At 37.5% G+C, this 25627-nt stretch carries 25 protein-coding genes; 18 read left to right on the forward strand and 7 right to left on the reverse strand.

Annotated elements, in window-relative coordinates; all coding sequences use genetic code 11:
• Positions 1-147 precede the first annotated feature (147 nt).
• From C0W29_RS07450 to C0W29_RS07465, 4 genes are all read left to right on the forward strand, one after another.
• A complete protein-coding gene (locus C0W29_RS07450) occupies positions 148-1608 on the forward strand; it encodes a peptide MFS transporter (protein ID WP_045042439.1) in 1461 nt (486 codons plus the stop codon).
• Between the two features lie 173 nt (positions 1609-1781).
• A complete protein-coding gene (locus C0W29_RS07455; RefSeq protein WP_045042440.1) occupies positions 1782-3101 on the forward strand; it encodes an ABC1 kinase family protein in 1320 nt (439 codons plus the stop codon).
• A 155-nt stretch (positions 3102-3256) separates the two neighbouring features.
• Positions 3257-4246, forward strand: coding sequence for a patatin-like phospholipase family protein (locus C0W29_RS07460; RefSeq protein ID WP_045045164.1), 990 nt, complete (start codon positions 3257-3259; stop codon positions 4244-4246).
• 124 nt (positions 4247-4370) lie between these two features.
• The gene (locus C0W29_RS07465) at positions 4371-5294 is read left to right on the forward strand and encodes an alpha/beta fold hydrolase (RefSeq protein WP_036791121.1); all 924 of its coding nucleotides are present in this window, start codon (positions 4371-4373) and stop codon (positions 5292-5294) included.
• 110 nt (positions 5295-5404) lie between these two features.
• Here C0W29_RS07465 and C0W29_RS07470 read toward each other — a convergent pair whose 3' ends face one another.
• Together C0W29_RS07470 and C0W29_RS07475 are read right to left on the reverse strand one after the other, a co-directional pair.
• Positions 5405-6247: a hypothetical protein gene (locus tag C0W29_RS07470; RefSeq protein WP_045042441.1), complete on the reverse strand. Its 843-nt coding sequence runs from the start codon at positions 6245-6247 to the stop codon at positions 5405-5407.
• Between the two features lie 271 nt (positions 6248-6518).
• Positions 6519-7457 (reverse strand): Dyp-type peroxidase, encoded by a 939-nt coding sequence (locus C0W29_RS07475; RefSeq protein ID WP_045042442.1) that lies wholly within the window; start codon positions 7455-7457, stop codon positions 6519-6521.
• A 471-nt stretch (positions 7458-7928) separates the two neighbouring features.
• Here C0W29_RS07475 and C0W29_RS07480 point away from each other — a divergent pair, with 471 nt between their 5' ends.
• The 5 genes from C0W29_RS07480 to C0W29_RS07500 all read left to right on the forward strand — a co-directional run bounded on the left by C0W29_RS07480 (position 7929) and on the right by C0W29_RS07500 (position 11206).
• Positions 7929-8126, forward strand: a complete 198-nt coding sequence (locus C0W29_RS07480; protein ID WP_036791113.1) for a hypothetical protein — start codon at positions 7929-7931, stop codon at positions 8124-8126.
• Between the two features lie 544 nt (positions 8127-8670).
• Entirely contained in the window at positions 8671-8961 is a 291-nt protein-coding gene (locus tag C0W29_RS07485) for a hypothetical protein (protein ID WP_045042443.1), read from the forward strand.
• 306 nt (positions 8962-9267) lie between these two features.
• A complete protein-coding gene (locus tag C0W29_RS07490) occupies positions 9268-10143 on the forward strand; it encodes a class I SAM-dependent methyltransferase (protein ID WP_052671659.1) in 876 nt (291 codons plus the stop codon).
• 155 nt (positions 10144-10298) lie between these two features.
• Positions 10299-10715, forward strand: coding sequence for a GFA family protein (locus C0W29_RS07495; protein ID WP_045042444.1), 417 nt, complete (start codon positions 10299-10301; stop codon positions 10713-10715).
• Between the two features lie 203 nt (positions 10716-10918).
• Entirely contained in the window at positions 10919-11206 is a 288-nt protein-coding gene (locus tag C0W29_RS07500; protein ID WP_045042445.1) for a hypothetical protein, read from the forward strand.
• A gap of 121 nt (positions 11207-11327) precedes the next feature.
• On the opposite strand, the gene hemB is transcribed toward C0W29_RS07500, so the two are convergent.
• Positions 11328-12320, reverse strand: coding sequence for a porphobilinogen synthase (hemB, locus tag C0W29_RS07505; protein WP_045045163.1), 993 nt, complete (start codon positions 12318-12320; stop codon positions 11328-11330).
• A gap of 128 nt (positions 12321-12448) precedes the next feature.
• Between hemB and C0W29_RS07510 the strand changes: the two genes are divergently transcribed.
• The 3 genes from C0W29_RS07510 (at position 12449) to C0W29_RS07520 (ending at position 15209) form a co-directional block, all read left to right on the forward strand.
• Positions 12449-12751 carry a hypothetical protein gene (locus C0W29_RS07510; RefSeq protein ID WP_045045162.1) on the forward strand — a complete coding sequence of 101 codons (303 nt, stop codon included), beginning with the start codon at positions 12449-12451 and terminating at the stop codon, positions 12749-12751.
• A gap of 267 nt (positions 12752-13018) precedes the next feature.
• The gene (gene trxC / locus C0W29_RS07515; protein WP_045042448.1) at positions 13019-13453 is read left to right on the forward strand and encodes a thioredoxin TrxC; all 435 of its coding nucleotides are present in this window, start codon (positions 13019-13021) and stop codon (positions 13451-13453) included.
• A gap of 490 nt (positions 13454-13943) precedes the next feature.
• On the forward strand, positions 13944-15209 hold the full coding sequence (locus C0W29_RS07520; RefSeq protein WP_045042449.1) for a NupC/NupG family nucleoside CNT transporter: 1266 nt from the start codon (positions 13944-13946) through the stop codon (positions 15207-15209).
• A gap of 114 nt (positions 15210-15323) precedes the next feature.
• On the opposite strand, the gene C0W29_RS07525 is transcribed toward C0W29_RS07520, so the two are convergent.
• A complete protein-coding gene (locus tag C0W29_RS07525) occupies positions 15324-16193 on the reverse strand; it encodes an NAD(P)-dependent oxidoreductase (RefSeq protein ID WP_045045161.1) in 870 nt (289 codons plus the stop codon).
• Positions 16194-16406: 213 nt separating this feature from the next.
• Here C0W29_RS07525 and C0W29_RS07530 point away from each other — a divergent pair, with 213 nt between their 5' ends.
• The 4 genes from C0W29_RS07530 (at position 16407) to C0W29_RS07545 (ending at position 20461) form a co-directional block, all read left to right on the forward strand.
• Complete coding sequence (locus C0W29_RS07530; RefSeq protein ID WP_052671658.1) at positions 16407-17024, forward strand: hypothetical protein; 618 nt, start codon at positions 16407-16409, stop codon at positions 17022-17024.
• Positions 17025-17278: 254 nt separating this feature from the next.
• A complete protein-coding gene (secD, locus tag C0W29_RS07535) occupies positions 17279-19093 on the forward strand; it encodes a protein translocase subunit SecD (protein WP_045042451.1) in 1815 nt (604 codons plus the stop codon).
• A 4-nt stretch (positions 19094-19097) separates the two neighbouring features.
• Positions 19098-20000, forward strand: coding sequence for a protein translocase subunit SecF (gene secF, locus C0W29_RS07540; RefSeq protein WP_036791097.1), 903 nt, complete (start codon positions 19098-19100; stop codon positions 19998-20000).
• A 146-nt stretch (positions 20001-20146) separates the two neighbouring features.
• The gene (locus C0W29_RS07545) at positions 20147-20461 is read left to right on the forward strand and encodes a hypothetical protein (RefSeq protein ID WP_036791095.1); all 315 of its coding nucleotides are present in this window, start codon (positions 20147-20149) and stop codon (positions 20459-20461) included.
• A 214-nt stretch (positions 20462-20675) separates the two neighbouring features.
• Here the strand turns inward: C0W29_RS07545 and C0W29_RS07550 are convergent, their stop codons facing one another.
• A complete protein-coding gene (locus C0W29_RS07550) occupies positions 20676-20948 on the reverse strand; it encodes a hypothetical protein (protein WP_146145916.1) in 273 nt (90 codons plus the stop codon).
• A gap of 260 nt (positions 20949-21208) precedes the next feature.
• Here C0W29_RS07550 and C0W29_RS07555 point away from each other — a divergent pair, with 260 nt between their 5' ends.
• On the forward strand, positions 21209-21808 hold the full coding sequence (locus C0W29_RS07555) for a DNA-3-methyladenine glycosylase I (RefSeq protein ID WP_045042453.1): 600 nt from the start codon (positions 21209-21211) through the stop codon (positions 21806-21808).
• 81 nt (positions 21809-21889) lie between these two features.
• The gene (locus tag C0W29_RS07560; protein WP_045045160.1) at positions 21890-22810 is read left to right on the forward strand and encodes a cation diffusion facilitator family transporter; all 921 of its coding nucleotides are present in this window, start codon (positions 21890-21892) and stop codon (positions 22808-22810) included.
• Positions 22811-22866: 56 nt separating this feature from the next.
• Here C0W29_RS07560 and C0W29_RS07565 read toward each other — a convergent pair whose 3' ends face one another.
• Together C0W29_RS07565 and C0W29_RS07570 are read right to left on the reverse strand one after the other, a co-directional pair.
• Positions 22867-23886, reverse strand: coding sequence for a lipoate--protein ligase (locus C0W29_RS07565; protein ID WP_045045159.1), 1020 nt, complete (start codon positions 23884-23886; stop codon positions 22867-22869).
• A gap of 798 nt (positions 23887-24684) precedes the next feature.
• A complete protein-coding gene (locus C0W29_RS07570) occupies positions 24685-25374 on the reverse strand; it encodes a MaoC family dehydratase (protein ID WP_036791088.1) in 690 nt (229 codons plus the stop codon).
• Between the last annotated feature and the right edge of the window lie 253 nt (positions 25375-25627).

The raw sequence follows: 25627 nt of genomic DNA on the forward strand, positions 1-25627 counted from the left end.
TGAAAATTAAGATACTAAATATGGAGCAAGATTAAGCTTGAGCTTGTTGATGTTCAGTGTATTTTCAGTACTAAATACCAACGGTATTTCGAATTAAATAACAATTATTACCGTTAGCCTTTATGGCCCCTTTACCTAGGAAACAATATGCAATTATCCTCTCAGCCTAAAGGGCTTTTTCACCTCATTGCGATACAGATGTGGGAATTCTTTAGTTATTACGGCATGCGGTCGTTATTAATTCTCTTTTTGACTCAAAAACTTTTAATGTCTGACGACCACGCATATGCTTTATACGGTGCTTATACATCGCTGGTTTATGTTACTCCGATCTTGGGCGGTTATTTAGCTGACCGCTATTTAGGCAATTATTGGTCAGTGATCATTGGTGGCTCTTTAATGGTTGCTGGTCATGCTGTACTTAGTATTCCTAGCCATGATAATACGGTGCTTTATGCCGCGCTTGCTTTGATTATCTGTGGTTATGGGTTCTTTAAAACGAACTCAAGCTGTTTATTGGGTGAGCTATATAAAGATCATGAAGGTGCTCGCGAATCTGGATTCTCGATTTCTTATATCGGGGGTAATGTAGGTTCTGCGTTAGCGCCGATATTCTGTGGTTATGCTGCAAGTCGTTGGGGCTGGAATGTAGGTTTCGCTCTTGCAGGCATTGGTATGCTAATCGGTTTGATTATTTTTAGCACTGGCCGTAAGCATTTTGCTCATGTTCAAAAAGCAAATATACCCGCATTACGTCAAAAGACCGCTGGTTTTAGTCACTGGCAATTGATTATTCTTGGCGTGATAGTATGTGCCATAGGTTTAGTGTTTGTATTACAAGACTTACTTGCTGGGTATATTCTTGCTGTTATTTTGGCTTTCTCTGCTTTACAGATGTTACGTCTATACCGTAAGAGCAGCACGGAAGATCGTAAGAAGCTTAATGCAATCATTTACTTTATGTTATTTGGCATGGTTTTTTGGGCGTTTGATCAGCAAGGTGGTAGTTCAATTAGCTTATTCATTGAGCGTAATATTGATACGAATATATTCGGCTACCATATTCCAACAGCCTTTTTCCAATCAGTGAATCCAGTTGCTGTTATTGTTGGTGGTGGTGCAGTTGCATGGTTATGGAAAGTGCTGGCATCGCGTCAAATTTCAGTACGTACCTTAACTAAGCTGAATATGGGTTTATTTTTGCTAACAGCTGGTTTTAGTTTGATCACTTTATCGTCTAAATTAGCGATGGTGAGTGGCCATACAACGTTCTTATGGCTGTTTATTGGTTTGTTCTTGATTGGTATTGCGGAACTGTTTATTGACCCTGTAGCTTTATCTGCTATTACACGCATGAACCCTCAAGGTGCAACGGGTACGGTAGCGGGTATTTATATGTTAATGGGTGGCTCTGTTGCTAACTATTTAGCAGCAAATATTGCAGAACTTACCTCAACAGGTACGCAAGCGACGAATACTGCTGATTTAATTGCTTCGGCAACGCAGTATCACCATGTGTTCCAATCAATTTTCATTGTAACAGTAGTCGTGTTAGTACTCGGGTTATTAGTTAATTTTAAAAATCGTAACGAACCTGAATACGATTAATATACGCACTTAGAAAAGGTCGATAATGTAAGCTATTTTTAGCGGACATTATCGGCCTTTTTTTTTGACTGTTTATAGTGATTTTGTGTCAGACGTCGATAATGTCTTTTATGATAGTATTAATAGCAGCAATCAGTGATTAAAGATGGCTGTTCATAGTAAAGAGTCTCTAAATGAATGATAAAAATCAGTATTCAAAAGTGCCAAGTGGTCGATTATCACGGTTAGCTAAACTTGGGTCATTAGCAACACGAGTTGCTTCTGGTATGGTTGCTGAAGGGGCAAAACAGTTAGCCACTGGTCATCGACCTAAAGTGAGTGAATTGATTTTAACCCCAACGAATGTTAAACGCGTTGCTGATCAATTAGCTGATTTACGCGGTGCGGCAATGAAAGTTGGCCAATTATTATCAATGGATGGTGGTGACTTATTACCACCGGAATTAACCGAATTGCTATCACGATTACAGGCAAATGCTAAACCAATGCCAATAAGCCAATTAAACCATTCTCTTGAACAGCAATGGGGCTGTGATTGGCAACAGCAATTTAGTCAGTTTTCATTTTACCCGATTGCAGCGGCATCGATTGGACAAGTGCATAAAGCGACAACCCAAGATGGACGTCAATTAGCCCTGAAAATTCAATATCCAGGAATTAATAAAAGTATTGATAGTGATGTAAATAATGTTGCTACCTTATTGAATATCAGTGGGTTAATCCCAAAAAAGTTGGATGTCTCTGAGTTATTGGATGAGGCTAAAAAGCAACTTCATGCAGAAGCTGATTATTTACTTGAAGCGCAATATGTAAAACAATACCGTCAATTATTAGCCACTGATACACGCTATTTATTACCCGATATTGATGATGATTTGACGACTAAACATATTCTTGCGATGACATTTGTTGGTGGTATTGATGTCGATAAATTAGTTCATCAACCACAAGTAGTACGTGATCATATTATTGAACTTGCTTTTCGCCTGATGTTTAGGGAAGTGTTTGAATTTAGATTAGTACAAACCGATCCTAACTTTGCCAATTATCGTTATGATATTGAGACGAAGCAATTAGTACTGCTTGATTTCGGTGCCACAAGGGTTTATCCCCAACATATTGCAGATGGTTATCAACAGTTAATGACTGGTGCCGTGATTGATGATCAACCACGAATGTTAACTGCATTGAAACAAATTGGTTTTTTCTCTCAGCCGATTGAACCTCAAGCTCAACAAGCGTTATTAGGATTGTGTTTACAAGCCTGCGAACCTCTGAGGTATCAAGGTATATATGATTTTGGTCAATCCGATATGGTAGGTCGAATTCGTGATGCAGGCAGTCAGTTAAGCATGAAACAAGGTTATTGGCATACACCGCCAGCAGATGCGATTTTTTTACATCGTAAATTAGGCGGACTATATTTGTTAGCAGCAAAACTAAAAGCGCAGGTTGATATTAATAAAATATTTTTATCCTATATGACTGAATAATTATATAAGGCAGGTTATCTCCTATGAGTCAAGCGGCTCATATTTAGAATATCAGTTATTATTTTGGGTAATTTATACTTTACTCCACAGTGGTTATACTAATCACTCCTAAAAATAATTTGTATGACAAATGCCCACTAAAAAGTAAAAACGCTATGACTGGTAAACACATCTCTTATGCAGTACAGAATATTGAAGGGCTTTCCTTTGATACTACAGATATATCAAAAATAGCTTTAGTCACCGAAGGTGGCGGTCAGCGCGGTATTTTTACTGCTGGGGTGTTGGATGCCTTTTTAGAAGCAGAGTTTAATCCGTTTTCTTTAATGGTGGGTACATCAGCAGGATCGCTGAATTTAGCGTCTTATATTTGTGGCCAATATAAGCATGCATATAAAGTTATTACTCAAGCGACAACAGATCATCACTTTTTTGATGTTTATCGGTTTATTTTTGGTCGGGAAGGATTGGATTTAGATTGGTTAATGAAACAAACACAAACAAGTTTTGAGCTTGATTGGCATCAAGGACGTGAGAATATGCGTTCACGTACGGTGTTAGCTTCAGCAAGTGGCGTTACTAGCCATCAGGCATCGTATTTTAACTTAAACAGTGATAACTGGTCATTAGCATTAAAAGCATCATGTGCTGTGCCAGTGTTAAATAAAAAACCTATTTTCTCTCAAAATGAATATTGGGTCGATGGTGGTTTATGCGCACCAATTCCAGTCCAAGAAGCTTATGAGCGGGGTTATCGTCACATTGTGGTGATACGAACTGTACCAATCGATACTTCATTTGACCATTGTTGGATGACAAATATCCGTCGTGCTCTAGGTAATTCTAAAGCCGCAGGTATGATTGAAATGTTGTTAGAGCATGAAGATAACTATCGAAAAACCCAAGAGTTTTTAAGTAATCCTCCGGATGATGTTACTATTTTTGAAATCCATCCTCAAAAACCATTACGATCAAAAATGATTGGTAGTGATATCGCTTCACTGGATATGGATTATCGCTTGGGATATCAATCAGGTAAGTATTTTTTAAATACCGTTGGTCGCCATATTAATATTCAAGATGCACCTTATAAAACTGATTATAAGCATGGTGTGACCGATACTGATTTAATGAAATATGCTTAATTTTAATATTCAAATAATATCATATTAAAATGATGTGTTTGAGGGGCCTTTACTAAGAAGTTGTTAATAAATGAACCAAAATAAGGTGGAATTTTCAACCAAGGAGTCGGTGTTTACGCAATTGATGGAAAATGACGTTCATAGTATGTGGTTGCAGCGTAAACAAAGTGCATTTAGTGGTAAAGATGGGGTACAGATCCAATGGATCAGTGTGACTAATCCTATCAATACTCGCTGTATTGTGATTGTGAATGGTCGTAATGAAAGCTTTTGGAAGTATCAAGAAATTTTCTTTGAATTTTCACGACAGGGTTATGATGTCTACGCTTATGATCATCGAGGCCAAGGTGCTTCTGGCCGCTTAACTGCAGATCCTGAGCTGGGTCACGTGCATAGTTTTGATGATTATGTTGATGATCTAAATGCATTTATTACTCAAGTTGTAGATAACGAAAAATCTTACCAGCATCACTTTTTATTGGCTCACTCAATGGGTGGAGCAATCACCACTCTTTATCTCGAAAAATATAAGAGCCATTTTGATGCGGTAGTATTGAATGCACCTATGTTTGGCATCCATATGCCAGTGCCTCTAAAGCTGGTTGCATCATCGATAGCTAAGATTATGGAACATTATCAGCATGAACCTTCGTATGTTTTAGGGCAGAAACCTTATCACGAAGAGCCGTTTGAAAATAACGCTTTATGCCAAAGTAAATTACGTTATGTTTGGGCGAAGCATTTATATCAAATTCATCCAGAATTACGTATTGGCGGACCAAGTCCACGCTGGTTATGGCAAGCGATTCAAGCAGCAGATCATTGTATTCGTGATGTTGAAAAAATAGATATTCCGGTTTTATTACTTCAAGCAGGCAGTGATACTATCGTTGACAATAGTAGCCACCACCGATTTTGTTGCCAGAATAAACATTGTAAGATGAAAGTTATTCGTAATGCACGCCATGAGATCTTAATGGAAAAAGATGTTATTCGTAATCAAGCATTATGTGAAACGCTGGCTTTTTTTAATCAATTTATAGTGTAAATTGATTAAAAATATCTATTGAAGCTAAAACAGCGGCTGTATTTAATTATTAAATACAGCCGCTGTTTTTTTATGCGATATAAGCCAAGTTATTGTAAAATAAATTAATGTTATTGGCAGATAAACCAAGATTTAGCATCAGCTTCAATAAAAGCTTTTTTATGCCACGGTAATGGTGTTGATACTGGTGCGATACGTACATCACCTTTGATTTTACGTGTAGCAAGTACACGAACCCTACCATCTTTCACACTTTCAATCGTACCTTTGTATGTCACCCCATACGCGTCGTCTTGCGATTTTTTATACATACATACAGTTTCACCAACATGTGTAGCAATAAAGGCGGTCTCCTCTGTCCATGCTTCTTCTGCTGGCGGTGGTGTTACATCATCGAGGTGCTCAATAGCTTTAGTACTCATTAATTTACGATGAACTGAATAAGGTTGATAACCTAATAATGTTGCACCATCAATCCATGCTGTCTGAGGAATATCGCGGTTCTCAATGATACGCATTGTGACGAAGGGACCATCAGAACAAATATCTGCCCATAGATCAATGGAGGAAATGCGTGCTGCAAAAAGGGGGGTTTCCTGATCGGTATTTGGATGTTGAACACACCATGTACCGGTATCTAAATTAACCATTGAACCTTTGTTTATGGTACAAGTTTTGGTCGCTAACTGATTAAACTGTTCGATATCTTGCTGGGCTTGTTGGGCGCTATTGGAGCAGTAACGGTAGCTATAAGAGAAGGTTTCTTTTGGATAAAACAGACCTTTATCAACAACAACGCCATTTTTACGTGCGCTATCGGCCGCAATGAATTTTTTGGCCGCTGTTTTAAAGCTGTAATCAGGTGCTGGTTTTGGTGGTGGTGGTGAACTACAACCCGCAAGCACAGCGATAACTGCAGCGAGTGATACGCGGGTAAAAAGGGTGTTGTACATTCTTGCCCCCAGAAAAAAAGCTCTTTATATACGTAATAAAAAAGCGCTAATAATAAATAAGTCTATAGGGGACAACAGAATTTGTTAGGAAGCAAGCCATTATTCTGTAAAAAAAAATGAGCTTTAATAGATTCAATGAGTTACTGGTGACGAAGATTCACTTATGTATATTGATTGTTGCTAATTGTGGTAATTATCAGCGTTATAATGCAATCAGCCCATTGACAGGTTGCATCAACGGGCTGAGAAATTTACAGATTATTAACTAAGATTAATCTGCAAAAGTATCAAGTAATGTTTGTGAAATGATGAAGTAGTTTGTACCTGTTTTTGCTTCAACAAAGTCAAGTAGGCGATCATAATCACCATTGCTATCAGCAAAAATCATCTGTTGCAGTGATGTGCTCATTGTAACAGGAGAGGCCGTTAAACCGATAAACATGGTGCCATGTTCCATTGCGTTACCGTAAGGACGATTTTGACGAAGCATTTTGATTTCTTTCTCGTCAACAATTACTTTACTCTTATTGTTATGTGCCCAAGCAGGCTTTACGTCATCATCTAGTTCAATATCATCAAGTTTAGTTCGACCAATAACTTGTTCTTGATATTCCGTTGCTTGTTTATCCCATAAACCTTGGCGGTCAATGTAACGCTGGACGGTTAAATAACTACCACCTTGGTGAATATCGAGATCATCAACGACTAATACTGCATTCATACGAGCTGCATTTTTAGGGTTTTCTGTGCCATCAACAAAATCAATCATGTCGCGACTATCAAGGTATTTAAAACCTTGAATATCTTCAATTAATGTTGCTACATCTGCAAATGCTGATGCTAAGTATTTAGCTGCCTGATAGTTCAAATCCATGCGCTCGGATTTGATCATGATAAATATATCGCCAGGAGTACTTGGGAAATTGCGTTCGCCATCAGTCATGGCTTTAAAATCTTGTAATAAAGCAGGCACAGCCGTTGCTGGGAAAGCGGTTGACCAACCATGATGAGATACACCGACTGTAAAACTAAGGTCTGCGGTTGAATCTTTTTGGCCAATAGATTTTTCAATGATCTGAATTTTAGCGAAAGCATCACTCACTGCTTCTGCATTCACATCTGTTTTAAAAACAAAAGTGAGGTATTCAGCAAAAGTATTTGGATTGGATAAAGTACCTGGTTGGGCACGTTCAGATAACATTGCATTCATAATAGTAGACCTTAATTAAAGCTATCTTGTAACGGTACGCTTTTTAGATAGCGAGCTATAGGTAAATTTTTGTAATGTAAAGTTTCACATTTTAGACTGTAAAATGATACCTAATCTGTTGTTAATAGTGAAACTGCGCAGCGCACTAATTATTTATATCGTTAATAATTTTACTTCTAACACTATTAACGTGATGTTATGGGCTTAGTGATGAGTTTTGCGAATAAAAGCATAGAAATACATGAGGCAAAAAGGCGACATAGTGCTAAAAATTATTTGCGTTAAAGCATGCTTTATTTGTAAGCATGAACGATCAAAACTACGCAATAAATAGAATGATGACTAGTCTTTTTTCGTTATTTTATTACGAATATGGCGTTGCTCACAAACTTGTTGTTATTTGCTTTTTTCAATTTAAAACCTTTGATACTAAGTACTGCATGTCGACACAGGTTTCTTTAGGAGGGTATTGTGTCTATTAACTCTATCGATTATTCAGAAATTTCTTCCGTTTCATCTAAGTGGGAACATAAAGATGACTCGGCGACCAACATCGCAGATAGCAAGAAGCAGCAAGGTGCTGCACGACGACGCATTGAGATGCTACGCGATATTCAAGCAAGCGGGTTAACCCTTGCAGAGGCAAGAGAGTTAGGTTTATTGCATTAAGTATAGGTTGAATCAACGCATTAGCCACACAAAGAGGCGAGATGCATGTACCAATTATTCATTAACCGCATTACAACGCAACAAATGTTAGACGTATACTATTGTCAGAGGCAATGTAACAATACTTACATGATTAACGCGAGCAATACAGTTACCGTTATAGCTCGCACTCTGAACTCAGCATAGGGATACCGATCGTGGTGTCCCTTTTTCTGGTCTAAATAAACCCACACCCAACTCGATGACGTTTGCAGATGTTGTCTATGCCCCAAACAGCTACCGTTATTCCCTACAGTGAATGCCCGCGAGGGCGATAGGAAATCTACTATCCACATGTTGTCGAGTTTATATTTCTTCGTAAAATGTAACGTCTTTCACAGGTGTCTTTAATAGTGTTAGTTGTATGTTTTAAGTCGTTGTTATTTATAGATCAAATAGCTTTGGTGCGAATGGGGGATTTAGGAATAAATTTGACACAATGCTGAGTATTTGGAGTGGAGAAAAAGAGTAAGATTAGCGCTAAATTTTCTATTCTGGATTTACAATGAAACACATTCTACTTTTAATACTCGCTGTTATTTCTTTTCAAACATACGCTCAAAGTAAATATGTGTGTACTAAAGCTCATGCTGAGCGTGACGTTGAAGTTATTTACCATGCTCCTGGTAGTCAGACACTGTGTGAAGTTAAATATACCAAACAACATCAGAGTGACATTTTATGGAGTGCGCAACATAAAGTGGGCTATTGTGAAACTAAGGCACAAAAATTTACTGAAAAATTGGCTAGCTTTGGATGGTCTTGTTATGCCGTTAATGATGAGCTAAAAAGCTAATTATTAACGATTCCCTCCTTTTATTTGGATCAACTTCTCTCTAATATCCATGAAGCAAAAATACATGTTATCTGTACAGTATTTTTGCTTCTTATTATCTTTAAGCATTTTGTTTTCTCTTAAAAAACACGGCAATTATTATTTGCGATACGGCCAGACATTTTAAATCGACGTTTTAAACTATAGTAATAAAACTATTATTATTGGCATATAAGCATGTGATAGGTTGGTTTGACTATCTTATTTACTATTTATGTACTTAAATTTAGACGTTAGCCGTCTTTGTATTATTTGAGGACGTTGGTCATGCGGCAAAAAATTGATGCAGATTATATTCATAAGTTAAATAAAGATTTTCATGATCAAGAAGAAGCATTTAATTATGATGCTAGAATGGGAGCGACATATGATAATAAATCACAACAACGGACGATTAAAGAGTTAGAGTCTGTATTAGGACATACGCTTCCTAAAGGAGGAGTGGTTGTTGATGTCGCTTCTGGAACCGGAAATTTAGCGGTTAAACTTGCAGCAACTAATTGGTATCAACAGGTAATTGGCGTAGATATTAGTGAGCGTAGTTTGGAAGTTGCTCATAAAAATGCTCATTTAATGAATACACAGATAAAAACGATTGTTTCAGATATGACGATACTCCCTTTTGATGATAATAGTGTTGATTTAGTGGTTGGTTGTGCTTTTTTGCATCATTTGCCGGAACCTAAAAAATTCATGAAAGAACTCTTACGAATTTTAAAGCCAGGGGGAGAGTTTGTTTTTATCGGTGAGCCGACCACTCATGGTGGACAACTGATTGATATTATCAAAAAGCCGTTAGTCTTGATCAATAATACTCGTCGCTATTTTTCTAAGCAACATCAGCGGCAAATGCGGTGGGATCACGCCAATATTGATGTACATGATTTTAACCAGCAAGATGCTGAACAATTATTATGTGGTTTCAATACTCCTAAGATTATTACCGAAGGTTTTTTATCCCCCATTATTGACCAAGGGTTGATGACGCCTATTCGAAGTGTATTGAGTGAGACTTCGATGATAAAGCCGCTATTTTTATATATTAATCGTGGTCTTTATTGGTGTGATATAACCATTTTCAATTATGTTATTCCTAAATTTTGGCGAGTGTCACTTAAGCTCAGTGGTGAAAAGCCGTTGTAAGTAGATGTAGAATTATGTCTAACAGTGTTATTTCTAGGTATGGTTTAGGGTGCTATTTAAGCTAAACATCACAGAATTAAACCGTGTTTATATACAGTACTTTTAAGGTCGCTATTATGATGAGCCAGATTAATGATTAGTTAAGGAATTATTCGATGTCTCATTCAGAAGCAAGCTGTCTTTGTGGTGCGGTAAAAATTATGGCCACAGAGATTAATCCTAAGTTTACTGTGTGCCATTGCCAATCATGTCGAACGTGGGGTGGTGCTCCATTTTTTGCTGTGCAATGTGGCACTAAAGTGGAATTTAAGGGTGAAGAGAGTATTAAAATATATCAATCATCACCTTGGGCATCGCGTGGTTTTTGCTGCGAATGTGGAACGCATTTATTTTATAAAGTGAAAAAAACAGGTGAATATAATATGCCTGTTGGTTTGTTCTCTGCCTTGAAAGGGCTAAAAATGGAGATGCAGTATTTTAGTGATGCTCGCCCTAGTTATTACTGCTTTACCAATGAGACTCAGCAAATGACTACAGCTGAAATTATGGCCTATTTTGCGAAGGAAATGTAATTAAGTCTCTCTGCTAACTCACCATGGATTATATCTGTGGTTATTCACTTAGTTTGTCTTGATAGCATGTCTTGATACAGTGTATTTTTTGATGACTTAGTCACGGATGAACGAATTATAATAATAGCCACTATGTATGAGCCACCATTGATGCTTATGATGTATTGGCTGTTCTTAAGTAATTCATCTAAAGGGAGATTAAGATGTCTAAATTTCAATTCTTTTGTATGCCAAATACTGACCGCAAGAAATTCACCTATCTCAAAATGGATAGCGATAGTTTTATGGTTGAAAAAAAACAGCTCTTAAAAATCGGCTTTGAAGTGGAAGATGATGTGATTTTTGCAGACAATGCAGATGAAGCGATAGAGAAATTCAACTCAAACTATGTGTATGCATTGCAAGAGTACGCCGATTCTTCTGTGGGCGGTGGTTTGGGAACGTTTATTATTGAAAGCTATAAAGATATTATTCGACGGTTTAAATCATAATTTCACTCATCGTGTGAACCAGCCTTAAGCATAATAGATATTTGATCAATTATGCTTAAAGACGGGAGAGTATAAATTTACAAAATAACAAATGTTGTAATCAATAGCCGTAATAATTAAATTATTCTTTATCTTGGGCTAACCACTGTGCAACTTGTTTAGTGTAATAGCTAACGATAAGATCAGCACCAGCACGTTTAAAACCGGTTAATGTTTCATACACCACCCGTTTTTCATCTAAAGCACCAGCTAATGCAGCAAATTTGATCCCTGCATATTCGCCACCGACTTGATATACCGCGAGTGGTAGATTAGTTTTACGACGAAGGTTGGCAACCACATCAAGATAAGGTGTACCAGGTTTAACCATCAAAATATCTGCACCTTCTTCTTCATCAAGTAGAGCTTCTACTAACGCTTGACGGCCGTTGGCACAATCCATTTGATACGCTTTGCGATCACCACTTAACTCACAATCAACCGCAGTACGGAATGGGCCGTAGAAAGCAGAAGCAAATTTTACCGCATGGGCAAGAATAGCTACATGCTCAAAACCTGCTGCATCTAAACCTTCACGAATGGCTTTAACTTGACCATCCATCATTGCTGACGGTGCTAGCATATCAGCGCCCGCTTTAGCTGCAGTGATACTTTGTTTAACTAATAATGCGAGTGTTTCGTCATTGAGGACATGTTCATCATGGTAAACACCGCAATGGCCGTGAGTGGTATATTCGCAAAAACAAATATCAGGGATCACCATCATGTCTGGGCAAGCGGCTTTGATTGTTTTTACCATACGGGCAAGTAAACCATCATCATTCCATGTATCACTGCCGATTTCATCTTTGGTATGAGAGATACCAAAAGGCATTACGTAACGTACGCCAAGCTTATAAAGTGTATTTATCTCATCAGCCAGCATGTTTTCTGGAATACGTGAAATGCCAGGCATGGTGCTAATAGGCACTTCTTCAGTTAAAGTTTCTTCAATGAAGATTGGGTGGATCAGATCTGCTAATTTAAATTCATGTTCACGTACAAGATCACGCATATTGGCAGTACGACGCATACGACGAATACGTTTCACTGGAACAGAGATAGGGTTTGTCATTAGAAAATTCTATTTTATGTTAATCGGGTATACATCATACAAATGTTAGGGTTTGAGATGCAAGAGATTGTGCTGTTGATTCTTAACCAGACTAAACTTAATGCGGAAGTTACTACCCTGAGGTCATTATGAAAGTAATTATATTATTAGTATTATCTATTTTATCTTTTCAAGTCTATGCGCAAGACAAATATGTTTGTCACAAGGATGGCGCTGAACGCACTGTTGAAGTTGTTTATAGTCAGCCAGGCAGTAAAGTGCCTTGTGAGGTTAAATATACTAAGCCGGACAGTAATAAAATTTTATGGAGTGCTAATCATGAAGTTGGCTATTGCGAAACGAAAGCAAAACAGTTTGTTCTTAAGCTCGGTGGCTTTGGTTGGTCTTGTAGTGATGTAAATGATAAAGCAGCACAGCCATTGGGTGAATAGAACGCGAGTTTATCGGCATTCACACGGATAAAAAGAGTGAGCTCTTTTAATCCGTGTGATATTTGAGTTAACTCTTCTATATCAAGCCAAAAAAGTTATTTAATAGAGGCTAAAAAACAGTCATTAAAAGTATTTTGGTGTTATTGATGACCGATGTCTATTCATAGGTTTTTCCTATCAGCTTAATCTGTTAAAACTTCTTTTGTTTTGATAAAGAAGGGGATAGATTAAATATAATTAATTTATAATTAGATCTGGAAATTCATTATGACAACCATGACAACTCGCTGCCCACATTGTAAAGCAATGAACCGTTTACCTCTTGATCGTGTTAATGACGAGGCAACATGTGGTACTTGTAAAGAAAAGCTACTTGATGGTATGCCAATCGAAGGTACTGCTGATAACTTCGCTAATTTAATTAATGGTGACAAACCTGTTGTTGTTGATTTTTGGGCACCGTGGTGTAGCCCATGTGTCGGTTTTGCACCAATCTTTGCTGATGTTGCTAATGAACGTGATGGCGCAGCTCGTTTCGTTAAGATTGATACTGAAGCTCAACAGGCACTTGCTGGACAATATCGTATTCGTAGCATTCCAACCATTATGGTATTTAAAGGCGGTAAAATGGTCGACATGTTAAATGGTGCGATGCCTAAAACGGCATTCGATGAGTGGTTGAACAGCGCATTAACAAAATAACGACCAATAATATATTTTTGTTATATACGAATATTTGTCAGTGGTATGTTAATAAGTAAGCCTAGTTATTCAAACAGATAACTGGGCTTTTTTGTACAAAAAATCTGACTAAACAAGACTAGATATCATTATTTCGCATATTATTTATGCTAATTATGTGTAAATGTAAAAAAACACTATGCTAAATTTTTAATGTGATCAAGATCTCTATATACTCCCGCCTCGGCCAGAACAATTACGTTCAGCCACCTTATTACAAGCTGTCACTAGGATATGTGAACGACCCACGGAGTTGGACCGGCATTAACTAGCTTGTTAATTTAGGTGACTTGTATGTTGTACCATTGGACGAACACTCTTTTAGTTGTTTGCGCATATTTGCGTAATACCCATCTTTTGTTGAGTCTTCAGCAAATGTTTTTCCGATGCCGCGACACAATCAATACCTTCATTATTCGACACCCATTTATAAACACAGCAGGACGAAATAATGCAGTTGTTAATTAGTTTGGCCGGTATTGCAATACTGGTTTTATGCGCAATTTTACTTTCAGATAATCGCAAAGCGATCAATTGGCGTACCGTGATTGGTGCTTTAGTGCTGCAAGCGAGTTTTGCTGCCTTAGTGTTGTACATTCCACTCGGACAGAAAATGCTTGGTGCAATGAGTGACGGTGTTGCTGGTTTGTTGAGCTTCGCCGATGTAGGTATAAAGTTTGTATTTGGTGATTTAGCCAATATTGAAAAAAGTGGCTTTGTATTTGCTATTCGAGTACTGCCATTAGTGATCTTTATTAGTGCATTAATTTCGTTACTATATTATTTCGGTATTATGCAGTGGGTAATTAAAGTTCTTGGTGGTGGTATCCAAAAGCTATTAGGTACGAGCCGCGCAGAATCATTAGTTGCTACGGGTAATATATTCTTGTCGCAGGGTGAATCACCATTACTTATTCGTCCTTTTTTAGCCAAAATGACCCGTTCTGAGCTGTTTGTGGTAATGACATGTGGTATGGCGTCTGTTGCTGGTTCAGTATTGGGTGGTTATGCGGGTCTCGGTGTCGATCTTAAATTTTTGATTGCAGCTAGTTTTATGGCGGCTCCTGGTGGTTTGTTAATGGCTAAAATTTTAGTGCCAGAGCAAGAAACGCCAGAAGAGCAGGTTGAGATTGAAATGGCAACCAGTGAACACAGTAATGCCATTGATGCATTAGCAGCTGGTGCAATGAATGGTATGAAAGTCTCTGTTGCTATTGGTACGATGTTAATTGCGTTTGTTAGTGTGATTGCGATGGCTAATGCAGGACTAGAGCAGGTCGGTTATGGCCTAGCAAGTTTAACATCAACTATGGGAATGGAGTCGTTATCACAATGGTTTGCGACCACCCCATTAAGTATGCAGCTTATTTTAGGCTATATTTTCTCACCTTTGGCATTTGTTGTTGGGGTTCCGGCGAATGAAATGATGGCTGCAGGTACTTTCATTGGTGAAAAACTAATTTTAAATGAATTTGTTGCCTTTATGGATTTTGCTTCAGTTAAACAGACTTTATCCGCTCATACACAAGTGATTATCACGTTTGCCTTATGTGGTTTTGCCAATATTGGTTCAATTGCGATTCAAATTGGTTCAATTGGTGTGATGGCACCTGAGCGTCGTAGTGATGTCGCACGACTTGGCTTTAAAGCTGTGATGGCGGCAACATTAGCTAACTTAATGAGTGCGACCTTAGCGGGCATTTTTGTTACGTTATAATGGAATAAACAAGCAATTTATCCCTTGAATCACGAAACCGTTGTAAGATTTCTTACAACGGCTTCGTTGTTTCTAATATTATCTATTTTTATTCAAGCGTGATTTCAATGCTGATTATTTATCAAATTGTTTAATTAATACTGACGTATCTGCTCGATTAAATCCGCGTTGCTGCAATTTTTCATATTGTGAATCAACTTGTTTTGCCAATGGTAGCTCCACATTAAGTTTGTCAGCAGCATCGAAACAAATAGCAAGATCTTTACGCATCCAATCAACGGCAAACCCAAAATCAAATAAGTTTGCGTCCATAGTCTGGGCGCGATTTTCTAATTGCCATGATCCTGCTGCACCATGTTTTAATACTTCTGTCATGGTGTGAATATCAAGCCCTGCGGCTTTGGCGAGAGTAATTGCTTCTGATAACCCTTGTAATACACCAGCGATACATAACTGGTTGGCCATTTTAGTTATTTGACCGTAACCCGTTTCACCCATTAAAGTCGTTGCTTTGGCATAGCTTGCTATAGCCTGTTTGGCTTTATTAAAAACAGCTTCATTACCACCGACCATTACGGTTAAACAACCATTAATAGCACCGGCTTCGCCGCCTGATACTGGCGCATCTAAAAAGTCACAGCCAATAGCATGTGCTGCATCAGCAATTTCTCGCGCCACATCAGCAGAGGCTGTAGTATGATCGACTAAAATAGCACCAGGTTTAGCTGTTACTAAAATACCGTGTTGGCCTTTATAAATTTCACGTACGTCGTCATCATTACCGACACAAGTGAAAACAATATCTGCTTCTTTCACTGCATCACAAGGAGTAAGGGCAATCGCACCATTATATTCTTTTGTCCAAGCGTCTGCTTTTGCTTGGGTACGGTTATAAACCGTAACGTGATAGCCCGCTTTAGCAAGGTGTCCAGCCATCGAATAGCCCATCGTCCCGAGCCCTAAAAAAGCAACGTTTGCAGTCATAGTTAATACTTCCTTGGTTTTAATTGTGAGCAATATGTAACATCATAACAGACTGCATTATTGCGTAAATGGTTAGCAGTTGTATGTGTTTTGTTCAAATGAGTGAGGTTTATCAATAGGATTAATTATTCGAGATTAATCGCTTGTAACAACTTGTGTTGCCAATTATCATAACACTCACTTTTATTTTATGGATTGGTTTAGTTAAGCCTAATGTTGTCAGCTGTGTTTCGTATTGTGTTATTAGTACTATGTTTAGGAGCAAGTTCATTTGCTTCGGCATCGTCACATGCGGACTTCACTCAGACCAATCCTGTATATACTGATGTTATTGAAACACCGATGCTTAACGTTACTGCTGTTGCAATAACAGCAATAACAGATCATGCCTCAACGCAACAGCATCAGAGCGAACAAGCTCCTACTCAAAAGCATCCCACTGATCGATATGTCAGTACCAATGGCTTGCCGGTGTCGTTTTATAACACTAAGTTAGTGTGGAACTTTCCAGCACCAACCAATATTAAGTTTCCGCTACACAGTGGTAAACATCACCGTTCAGAAGTCCTTAATTTAAAAAATATCATTAATACATCTACTCGGTCTTTGAGTAGTTTTTATCATAATGCTGATGATATACCGCCAACATTTGAATTGGCGTTTGAATTACCTTTACCTCCTATACCTATACTTACTATTGGGTATGCAGAACCCCTTAGCCCACAAAGTGATTGGATATTAACGATAAAATCCACATCATCGCGTGTATCCGGCTGGAAAGAATCTAATCTACTCTATTCACATTACGAACGTCCGTTCGTTACCGCGTAAGACATTACTAGCGTTTATGTCATTTATGGCATGGTGTGCTTTACTTAGTGATGTTGCTTTCATCAACACATAAAACGTTCTATTAATTTATGTATTAAATCTATCAATAACTATTATTAATACTAACTGTTATCGGCTGTGAATATGATAACAAACAGTTGTTTGTCTATATAAAGATAAAAATTAATAATAATTGCTGATGTGTTATCGGTCGCAACAAGATGAGCTTGTTGCTAGATATATGGCTTAAAATAATGAGAAAAAAGAATAATAAACAGATTCTGAATCATTACTCAGCATGGAAATATGTTGTGTTAATTGTGACAGTCTCGATTATGTTGCTTAGTGCGATCCCAACTTGGTATGGCGAAAATGCAGCAGTACAAATCAGTGCGAAAGGCGGCTCAATGCCAACACCTTTTGAGATTCAACGTGTTCTAAAAGAAAATGGCATTGAAGCCAAAACTATTGAACAGCAGCCAACTCGTACTATTGTGGTCGTTAATTCAACCAAAGAGCAAACTAATACTAAAGAAGCGCTAAACAGCATTATTCATAATGAAAGCCGTTTAACGTTAGCATTAGAACCTGCTGCACCGAAGTGGTTATTAGGCCTAGGTTTTGAACCTATTAAGTTGGGGCTTGATTTACGTGGTGGTGTGCAATTCTTGCTTGATGTCGATATGAAGGAAGTTTACAAGCAGCATGCACAGCAGTTGACTGACGATCTTCGTGTTGATTTTCGTAAACAAGATATTCGTGCTGCACGCTCAGAATTGACCAATAATAATCAAGTTCTTGTGCGTCTTCCAAGTGAAGCTGCGAATGATAAAGTACGTACATACATTCGTACTCAATATCCACAATGGCAAGCGAAGAATGGTCAAGGCGATAACTTAGTCTTGTCTATGCGTGAAGATGAGCAAACTAATCTGCGTAACTTAACAGTACAGCAGAACTTGCAAACTATGCGTGGCCGTATTGAGCAGTTAGGTATTACCGAAGCATCTGTACAGCGTCAAGGTGAAAACCGTATTCGTATTGAGCTTCCAGGTGTACAAGATCCTGCGGCAGCGAAGAACGTTATTGGTGCAACAGCTAGCCTTGCTTTCTATGCGGTTAAGCAAGAAGGTACTGGTAGTACAATGATCATTGACGACAAAGAAGGTCGTCCTGTACGTGTAAGCCGTAAACCAGTATTAACTGGTGATCATATTATCGATGCACGTGCAAGCATGGGTGAAATGGGTACGCCAGAAGTTAATATTACTTTGGATAGTGCTGGTGGCAGCATGATGTCAGAGTTCTCACGTAATAACGTGGGCCAACCAATGGCAACGTCTTACAGTGAATATACGCGTAACGCCAAAGGTCAGACAGTACAAACTAACAAGATCATTAGTGTTGCTACTATTCAAACTCAGTTAGGCAGCCGCTTCCGTATTACGGGTGCTGGTTCACTTGCTGATGCACAACAATTAGCGTTATTACTACGTGCAGGTTCATTAACCGCGCCAGTAACTATTGTTGAAGAGCGTACCATTGGTCCAACATTGGGTGCTGAAAACATTAAAAATGGTTTTGCTGCTCTAGCATTAGGTTTAGGTGTGACATTGCTATTTATGGCATTGTGGTACCGCCGCCTTGGTTGGGTGGCAAACATTGCGTTGATCACTAACATGATCATGTTATTCGGTTTACTTGCCTTGATTCCAGGAGCGGTATTGACCTTACCGGGTATTGCTGGTCTGGTATTAACCGTTGGTATGGCTGTTGATACCAACGTGCTTATTTTTGAGCGTATTCGCGATATGGTTCGAGATGGCCGCAGTTTTGCTCAAGCGATTGATCGTGGTTTCAGTAGCGCATTTGGTACAATTTTCGATGCGAACTTCACCACAATGATCACAGCAGTGGTTCTGTACTCTATCGGTAATGGTCCAATTCAAGGCTTTGCATTGACGTTAGGTCTAGGTCTTCTAACCAGTATGTTCACTGGTATATTTACTTCCCGCGCCATTATTAACTTGGTCTGGGGTCGTGATTCTCGTCGAGATGTAAGGGTTTAACGCAATGAAAAATTGGATTATTACACACTTAACTAAATTGCGTTATATGACCGGTATTGTGTCAATTGCGCTAATGGTTATCTCGATCAGCTTCATTTGTATTCGTGGTTTAAACTGGGGTCTTGATTTCACTGGCGGTGTTGTTAGTGAAGTACAGATGAACAGCCAAATTACGAGCAGTGAAATTGAACCACTGATGGATGCTGGCTTTAAACAAGATGTTGTTGTAATTGCAGCTGATGAACCTGGTCGTTGGATTTTACGCTATTCAGTACCTGCTAAGGGTGAGACTTACCCAGAAATTACTCAAGTACTTGATCCGTTACATGCCCAAGTACAAGTGTTAAACACTAGTATTGTAGGACCACAAGTGGGTGCTGAAATGGCTTCTCAAGGTGGTTTAGCATTACTTGTTACTATGCTTTGTATCTTAGGTTACCTAAGTTACCGCTTTGAATGGCGTCTTGCTGCAGGTGCGCTACTTGCACTAATGCACGATGTTATTTTAGCGGTGGGTTTCTTTGCGATGACTCAGATGGAGTTTAACCTAACGGTACTAGCGGCTATCCTAGCTATTTTGGGTTACTCACTGAATGACTCGATTGTTATCGCTGACCGTATTCGTGAACTTCTGATTGCGAAACCAAAGCAAGACATTGAAGCAACAAACAATGAAGCGATCATTGCAACGTTCTCACGTACGATGGTGACATCGGGTACGACGTTGATGACAATCAGTTCATTATGGTTATTAGGTGGTTCATCACTACAAGGTTTCTCTATTGCGATGTTTATTGGTGTACTAACCGGTACATGGTCATCGATATCTGTAGGTACATTGTTACCTGAATTCTTAGGGTTAAAACCTGAGCATTATTTGCCAAAACCTGAATCACAAGATCCTTAACCGTTAAGGATAATGAGTAAACCGTCAGCAGTAATGTTGGCGGTTTTTTTTTGCTATAGATTCAAGAAGTGGCTTATTTTCAGTGCATAGTAAAATTTATTGCTAGACTAATAGAAGTGACATAAAGCATGGTAAAAGGAGATAGCATGCAACAAAGAATGATATTAATTAGTGGTGCAGCACTGTTAATTGTCGGCTGTACGCACACTGATGATGGCGATATTCGTTTTTTACCCGATAAATATATCAATAATATTGAATACAACAGTATTTATCATTATGGCTATAATCAAGGTTGTGAGTCAGCACTTGCGAAAGCAAAAGTAGCAGGACATCGCTATAACCAAGATCTGACCTTAAATGACACTTCAATGCGTTTTAATAAAGGTTGGCAACAAGGTTATTCTGCTTGTAAAGCTGGAAAAGAGAAGATGCTATATAATTTATCCCAAACACGATGATATTTTTGATATACGTCACTTTTTTATAAAATATGGTTTGTTTTGTATTATATTAGCAGTTATTATACTCAACATTAAGCATATGCTTTTAATTACCTTTAGTTATAAGATATAACCATATTTTTTTGGGGTAAAAAAAACAGACCTAATGATCTGTTTTTACTTAAATGTCAACTAGCCGAAGTTTTCATTATTAATTTTAAATATTTATTTTTTAAGCTGCAATCGCAGTTACTTTTTGATTGTTAAATACAATATGAGTTGCAACATTTATCTCTGACAATAATAAATAGTGCTCTAATTTGTTATTGTTTAGCTCAACGACAATTTGCAAATGACATTCAATCATTTCTCTAAGGTATGAATATCTGTTTTTAACATTATTACTCTTTAATTGTTTATAACTTCCATTTTGTGCATATACCCAAGCATTGTATGTGCACTTATCATTTTCTATTTGTGCGATGAACTCCGCAATATTTTTCACATTTAATCCCTTAATGAATCTGTACATGCTATAGGCCTAGTTAGTATGCATCAAAGAGAAAAAACTGAAACCTAAATTTATATTTAATATGGATAATGTGATATTGATAAGTATTTTTAGGTAATAACGATGATTGAAAGTGACTTATATTAAAAGACTTTAAGAATAATGCGTTATAGTAGTAGGTATTCTTATAAATTGATTACTTTTATTTTGTGAAAAAAGAGTTAATTAATATAAATATTGTTATTAGAAGTGATATGACAAATTCAAATAATATATGTGATTGGGCTATTCATTCAGATTTAGAACGCCAATATCATGATAATGAGTGGGGGCGTCCTCATAAAGATGATTGTTATTTATTTGAATTTTTAACATTGGAAGGTGCTCAGGCAGGGCTTAATTGGTATACCATTTTAAAGAAACGCGCTAGCTATAGAAAAGCTTTTGAAGACTATGATATTGAGAAGCTTGCGGCTTATAGTGAGCAAGAAATAGAATTACGTATAATGGCGATTATTGCTAACTATGATGTAATTCGACATCAAGGTAAATTACGTTCGGTATTTACCAATGCGCGCGCTGCTAAACGACTACAAAGCCAGTATGGTAGTTTAGCTGCTCCATTGTGGCAGTTTGTTAATGGTGTGCCTCATATTAATCATTGGTCGTCGAGTGAGCAAGTTCCTACTACAACCTCTGCATCACTGGCATTGAGTCAATTTCTAAAGCATCATGGATTTAAATTTATTGGTAATATAACCTGTTATGCATTTATGCAAGCAGTAGGGATGGTTAATGATCATACGATTAATTGTCATTGTTATCAATCTATTACAAACGGAATAGTAAAGTAGTTATTAATGTAAAAAAGATCACATTTTGTGAGCTAAATTCGTTATCATATCGCATCCATTTTTCATGTTTTATGGGGCGTTATGTCTAAGACGGCAGTTAAGTTAATTCAGAAAGTCACCTGGGTTGGGTCTATTGCAAATATTGCATTAGCATTTATAAAAATTACCGTAGGTAAACTTACTGGCAGTCAGGCGCTTATTGCCGATGGTGTACACAGTTTTTCTGACTTGGTTACCGATACGGCTATTATAATAGGCTCTCGCTATTGGACGGCTCCTGCTGATACAGAACATCCTTATGGTCATGGTCGTTTTGAAACTTTAACTAATATTTTTATTGGTTTTATTTTGGCTATTGTAGGTATTGGTATTGGTTGGGATTCACTACATTCGATCAGCACTCAATCACATTCGCAACCAGGGATATTAGCATTTAGTGCTGCTGTATTGTCGATTGTTGTGAAAGAGGTGCTTTATCGTTGGACTGCAATTCAGGCTAAAAGTATTAATAGTCGTGCATTATATGCTAATGCTTGGCATCATCGTTCTGATGCTTTAAGTTCATTGCCTGTTGCTATCGCAGTAATAGCGAATTATTTTTTTCCTACCTTTCATTATTTAGATCAAATTGCAGCATTAATTGTAACGGCGATGATTTTAAAAGCATCGTTTGAAATTTTATGGCCAGCAATTTTAGAGTTGACTGAGGCAAAAGCAGACTCAGATATTGAAAAACAAATTCAGGCATATGCAGCAGAAGATAAAGATATTCAAGAAGTTCATGCTATAAGAAGCCGCCGTACTGGTAGTACAATTTTATTAGATTTCCATTTATTGGTTGATCCTGAAATGAGTGTTGAGCGGGCTCATAATATTACTGAAAACTTTAAAACACATTTATTAAATGAATTAGATGAGGTTGTCGATATTATTATTCATATTGAGCCGTATAATTGCCAAGAGCGAAAAATAAACCCATGCAGCGATGATTGCCAGGAATAAATAATACCTATTTAACAATAATAAGACCGGTGTTAATCCGGTCTTGTTATTATTTTTTAATTAATAGTATTCTTTAACCAATTATCAACATCCATTAATAGATCATTATAGTGTGGGTATTCAATGGCTAAATTATTGATAGCATTACTTATCGCTGCATTATTATAAGGTAAGTTCATTAGCCGTTGTTCTAATAATTCTAACGGTGCAGGATCTAAACTATCAGTAAATAGTTTTACTTCAGTTATATTACCTTTGTTGACATCAAGGTGCAGTTCAATACCTCCCCAATTAAAACGTTCATCTAGGCTATGTGTAAACTGAGGTGTATTGCCAAAATTCCAATCCCAACGACTGAATTTTGCAAAGGTTTCATTGAAGCCAGCTAATTCAGGTAATGCTTGTGGTGAAATATGTTCGGCTTCAACATACTCATTATAATGATCACAAAAAGTATCAATAATGGCATCACAGACCATTTTATGGTCAATATTATGAACGATTTGGTTGAGATTTGTCACTCGTGAACGTACAGATGTGATCCCTTTCGCGGCAAGTTTCTTTTTATCGGGGTTAAGGTAATTAGCTAATTGTGTTAAATCGGCACTGAGTAATAATGTGCCATGATGAAAACCACGATCCATTGTTTCACGGTATGCTGAGCCTGAAAACTTACGCTCGCCTTCTGCATCTTCAACAACCAAATCATTACGGCCTGTTGCTTTACCATTTATGCCAAGTTGTTTGAGTGCTGTAAGTACTATATCTGTTGATATTGTCTTGTTGTAATCAGGCTTACCTGCCATAAATGTAAAATTGGTATTTCCAAGGTCGTGAAAGACTGCGCCACCGCCGCTTTGACGACGCGCAAGTGTAATACCATCTTGTTCCATCTTAAGCGTGTTACATTCTTTCCATGGGTTTTGTGCTCGACCTATGACAACTGTATTGTCGTTCCGCCATAGGAATAATACCCGTTGCTGGGTAGACATTGTACGGAAAATAGCATCTTCAACAGCAAGATTAAACCATGGGTTAGTTGAGTCTGAAATCAGTACTCTAATTTTTGAAGACATCACGCATACCTGACTAAATGTGGATGCAATGAATTTACCTTGTCATTCGAAAGAGGTAAAGCGGTCAATACAGAAGAGAAAATTTTTGTAGGATTTATAAATAAAAAAACCAAATCACATCCTATAAACTGGAACAAATGTGATTTGGTAACATGTTTTTAATTATGGCTCGCCTAGAGAATCTTGTTGTTTTCTAGATCATAAAATAAGAATAGCATCACAATTTTTGAATGCAAAGAACGATAATTGCAAGTTAAGGTTACTATATGTTATTTATTGATAGTAATTATGTGATGTATGGGTAAAGAAATATAGTTAAAAAGAAATGATACAGAATTGAAGCCTGAGGGGGATAAACGCAGTAAATGATAGTCAGTAAGAGCATGGATTGATCACCATGCTACCTCTAAGCTATTTATAATATAAAAATATAGTTACTTATAGATTAGTTACTGATTGTTCGTTGTTTGTTCTGTTGGTGTTGGTTGACTTACTTGGTTAAATACATCATACGTGATGAAATAGCCAATTAATAAAATGAGGGGAATGAATTTTATCCACTTGTTCATAATGATACCTAGCCAAAAAATATTCGGCTACCATACCAGTCTTCTTCACTAGGTAAATGACTATTAATGAAAAGTTAGGTTTTACACTATAAGATCATCAAGATAGGAAAAGAAGAAAGATAAATAACATAATGAATTGAATGCTTTTTTTTGCTTTTTTTGGTTGAGTTCTTGGAAATAGAGAAAAAGCCGATAACTCGGCTTTTTTGGGGAATAGGATTGCTTAAAATTAAAAATAAAGTCGCATAACTGATTCAGCAACACATGCAGGACGACGACAACCTTCGATTTCAACAGTAATCTCTTGAACGATTTCTAGACCGCGCTTAATTGGTGTTACAGATTGAATTTTTGTTCTTGCGCGAATATTAACGCCTGTTTTTACTGGGTAAGGAAATCTAACTTGGTTAAGACCATAATTGACCGTCATTTTTGCAGATGGAAACTTAGGGCTCGCAGGGTCAACACTGTCAGTTAATACTGATAGGAGTGAAAGCGTTAAAAAACCATGTGCAATGGTTGTTTTAAAAGGAGATTCTGCTGCTGCTTTTTGTGGATCAGTATGGATCCATTGATGATCGTCGGTAACATTAGCAAAGTTATTAATACGCAGCTGATCAACTGTTAGCCATTCGCCAACATGAATTTCTTCACCTAATGATGCTGTGAGCTCATTCATGACTTTGGTGGCTTCTGGGTGCATCTCAACCATAATAGGTTTAGAGACAGCTTCACCGTTAGATATAGAAACGAGGTTATGATCTTTTACCCAAGTTGCAAAATGGCTGCTATTGGCTTTATTGAGGAACTCAATCCAATAATCACGGATTGATGGGGATAGCCAGTCTTTAAATTCAAACGGGTGATGTGATAACACTTCACGTTTACGTTTGATAAAATCGACTACTTTTACTTTCATAGAGCATAACCTTAGTTTGAAATGCCGCGCTTGGGTTTGGGGCAAGGCATTGTAGCTATTATTTACAGTAGCACAACTGGTATTTTTTATAAAAAATACTTATAAGACTCATCGGATGAGTTAATTTTAAAGGATGTTGATGCCTTTACGCAATAATTAAATGGCGTTTTTTAACGATTTTTTATAGAAAAGCTGAGTTAGTCACGGAAACAATGCTAAATATTACTTATAGGTATCATAAACTATTAGATCT

This window comes from Photobacterium kishitanii, from assembly GCF_003026355.1.
Classification (GTDB): Bacteria; Pseudomonadota; Gammaproteobacteria; order Enterobacterales; family Vibrionaceae; genus Photobacterium; species Photobacterium kishitanii.

Excerpts from the sequence above, each read along its gene's own strand:
- C0W29_RS07450 (WP_045042439.1), top strand. The coding sequence starts at position 148 with ATGCAATTATCCTCTCAGCCTAAAGGGCTTTTTCACCTCATTGCGATA.
- C0W29_RS07455 (WP_045042440.1), top strand. The coding sequence starts at position 1,782 with ATGAATGATAAAAATCAGTATTCAAAAGTGCCAAGTGGTCGATTATCA.
- C0W29_RS07460 (WP_045045164.1), top strand. The coding sequence starts at position 3,257 with ATGACTGGTAAACACATCTCTTATGCAGTACAGAATATTGAAGGGCTT.
- C0W29_RS07465 (WP_036791121.1), top strand. The coding sequence starts at position 4,371 with ATGGAAAATGACGTTCATAGTATGTGGTTGCAGCGTAAACAAAGTGCA.
- C0W29_RS07470 (WP_045042441.1), bottom strand. The coding sequence starts at position 6,247 with ATGTACAACACCCTTTTTACCCGCGTATCACTCGCTGCAGTTATCGCT.
- C0W29_RS07475 (WP_045042442.1), bottom strand. The coding sequence starts at position 7,457 with ATGAATGCAATGTTATCTGAACGTGCCCAACCAGGTACTTTATCCAAT.
- C0W29_RS07485 (WP_045042443.1), top strand. The coding sequence starts at position 8,671 with ATGAAACACATTCTACTTTTAATACTCGCTGTTATTTCTTTTCAAACA.
- C0W29_RS07490 (WP_052671659.1), top strand. The coding sequence starts at position 9,268 with ATGCGGCAAAAAATTGATGCAGATTATATTCATAAGTTAAATAAAGAT.
- C0W29_RS07495 (WP_045042444.1), top strand. The coding sequence starts at position 10,299 with ATGTCTCATTCAGAAGCAAGCTGTCTTTGTGGTGCGGTAAAAATTATG.
- C0W29_RS07500 (WP_045042445.1), top strand. The coding sequence starts at position 10,919 with ATGTCTAAATTTCAATTCTTTTGTATGCCAAATACTGACCGCAAGAAA.
- hemB (WP_045045163.1), bottom strand. The coding sequence starts at position 12,320 with ATGACAAACCCTATCTCTGTTCCAGTGAAACGTATTCGTCGTATGCGT.
- C0W29_RS07510 (WP_045045162.1), top strand. The coding sequence starts at position 12,449 with ATGAAAGTAATTATATTATTAGTATTATCTATTTTATCTTTTCAAGTC.
- trxC (WP_045042448.1), top strand. The coding sequence starts at position 13,019 with ATGACAACCATGACAACTCGCTGCCCACATTGTAAAGCAATGAACCGT.
- C0W29_RS07520 (WP_045042449.1), top strand. The coding sequence starts at position 13,944 with ATGCAGTTGTTAATTAGTTTGGCCGGTATTGCAATACTGGTTTTATGC.
- C0W29_RS07525 (WP_045045161.1), bottom strand. The coding sequence starts at position 16,193 with ATGACTGCAAACGTTGCTTTTTTAGGGCTCGGGACGATGGGCTATTCG.
- C0W29_RS07530 (WP_052671658.1), top strand. The coding sequence starts at position 16,407 with ATGTTGTCAGCTGTGTTTCGTATTGTGTTATTAGTACTATGTTTAGGA.
- secD (WP_045042451.1), top strand. The coding sequence starts at position 17,279 with ATGAGAAAAAAGAATAATAAACAGATTCTGAATCATTACTCAGCATGG.
- secF (WP_036791097.1), top strand. The coding sequence starts at position 19,098 with ATGAAAAATTGGATTATTACACACTTAACTAAATTGCGTTATATGACC.
- C0W29_RS07545 (WP_036791095.1), top strand. The coding sequence starts at position 20,147 with ATGCAACAAAGAATGATATTAATTAGTGGTGCAGCACTGTTAATTGTC.
- C0W29_RS07555 (WP_045042453.1), top strand. The coding sequence starts at position 21,209 with ATGACAAATTCAAATAATATATGTGATTGGGCTATTCATTCAGATTTA.
- C0W29_RS07560 (WP_045045160.1), top strand. The coding sequence starts at position 21,890 with ATGTCTAAGACGGCAGTTAAGTTAATTCAGAAAGTCACCTGGGTTGGG.
- C0W29_RS07565 (WP_045045159.1), bottom strand. The coding sequence starts at position 23,886 with ATGTCTTCAAAAATTAGAGTACTGATTTCAGACTCAACTAACCCATGG.
- C0W29_RS07570 (WP_036791088.1), bottom strand. The coding sequence starts at position 25,374 with ATGAAAGTAAAAGTAGTCGATTTTATCAAACGTAAACGTGAAGTGTTA.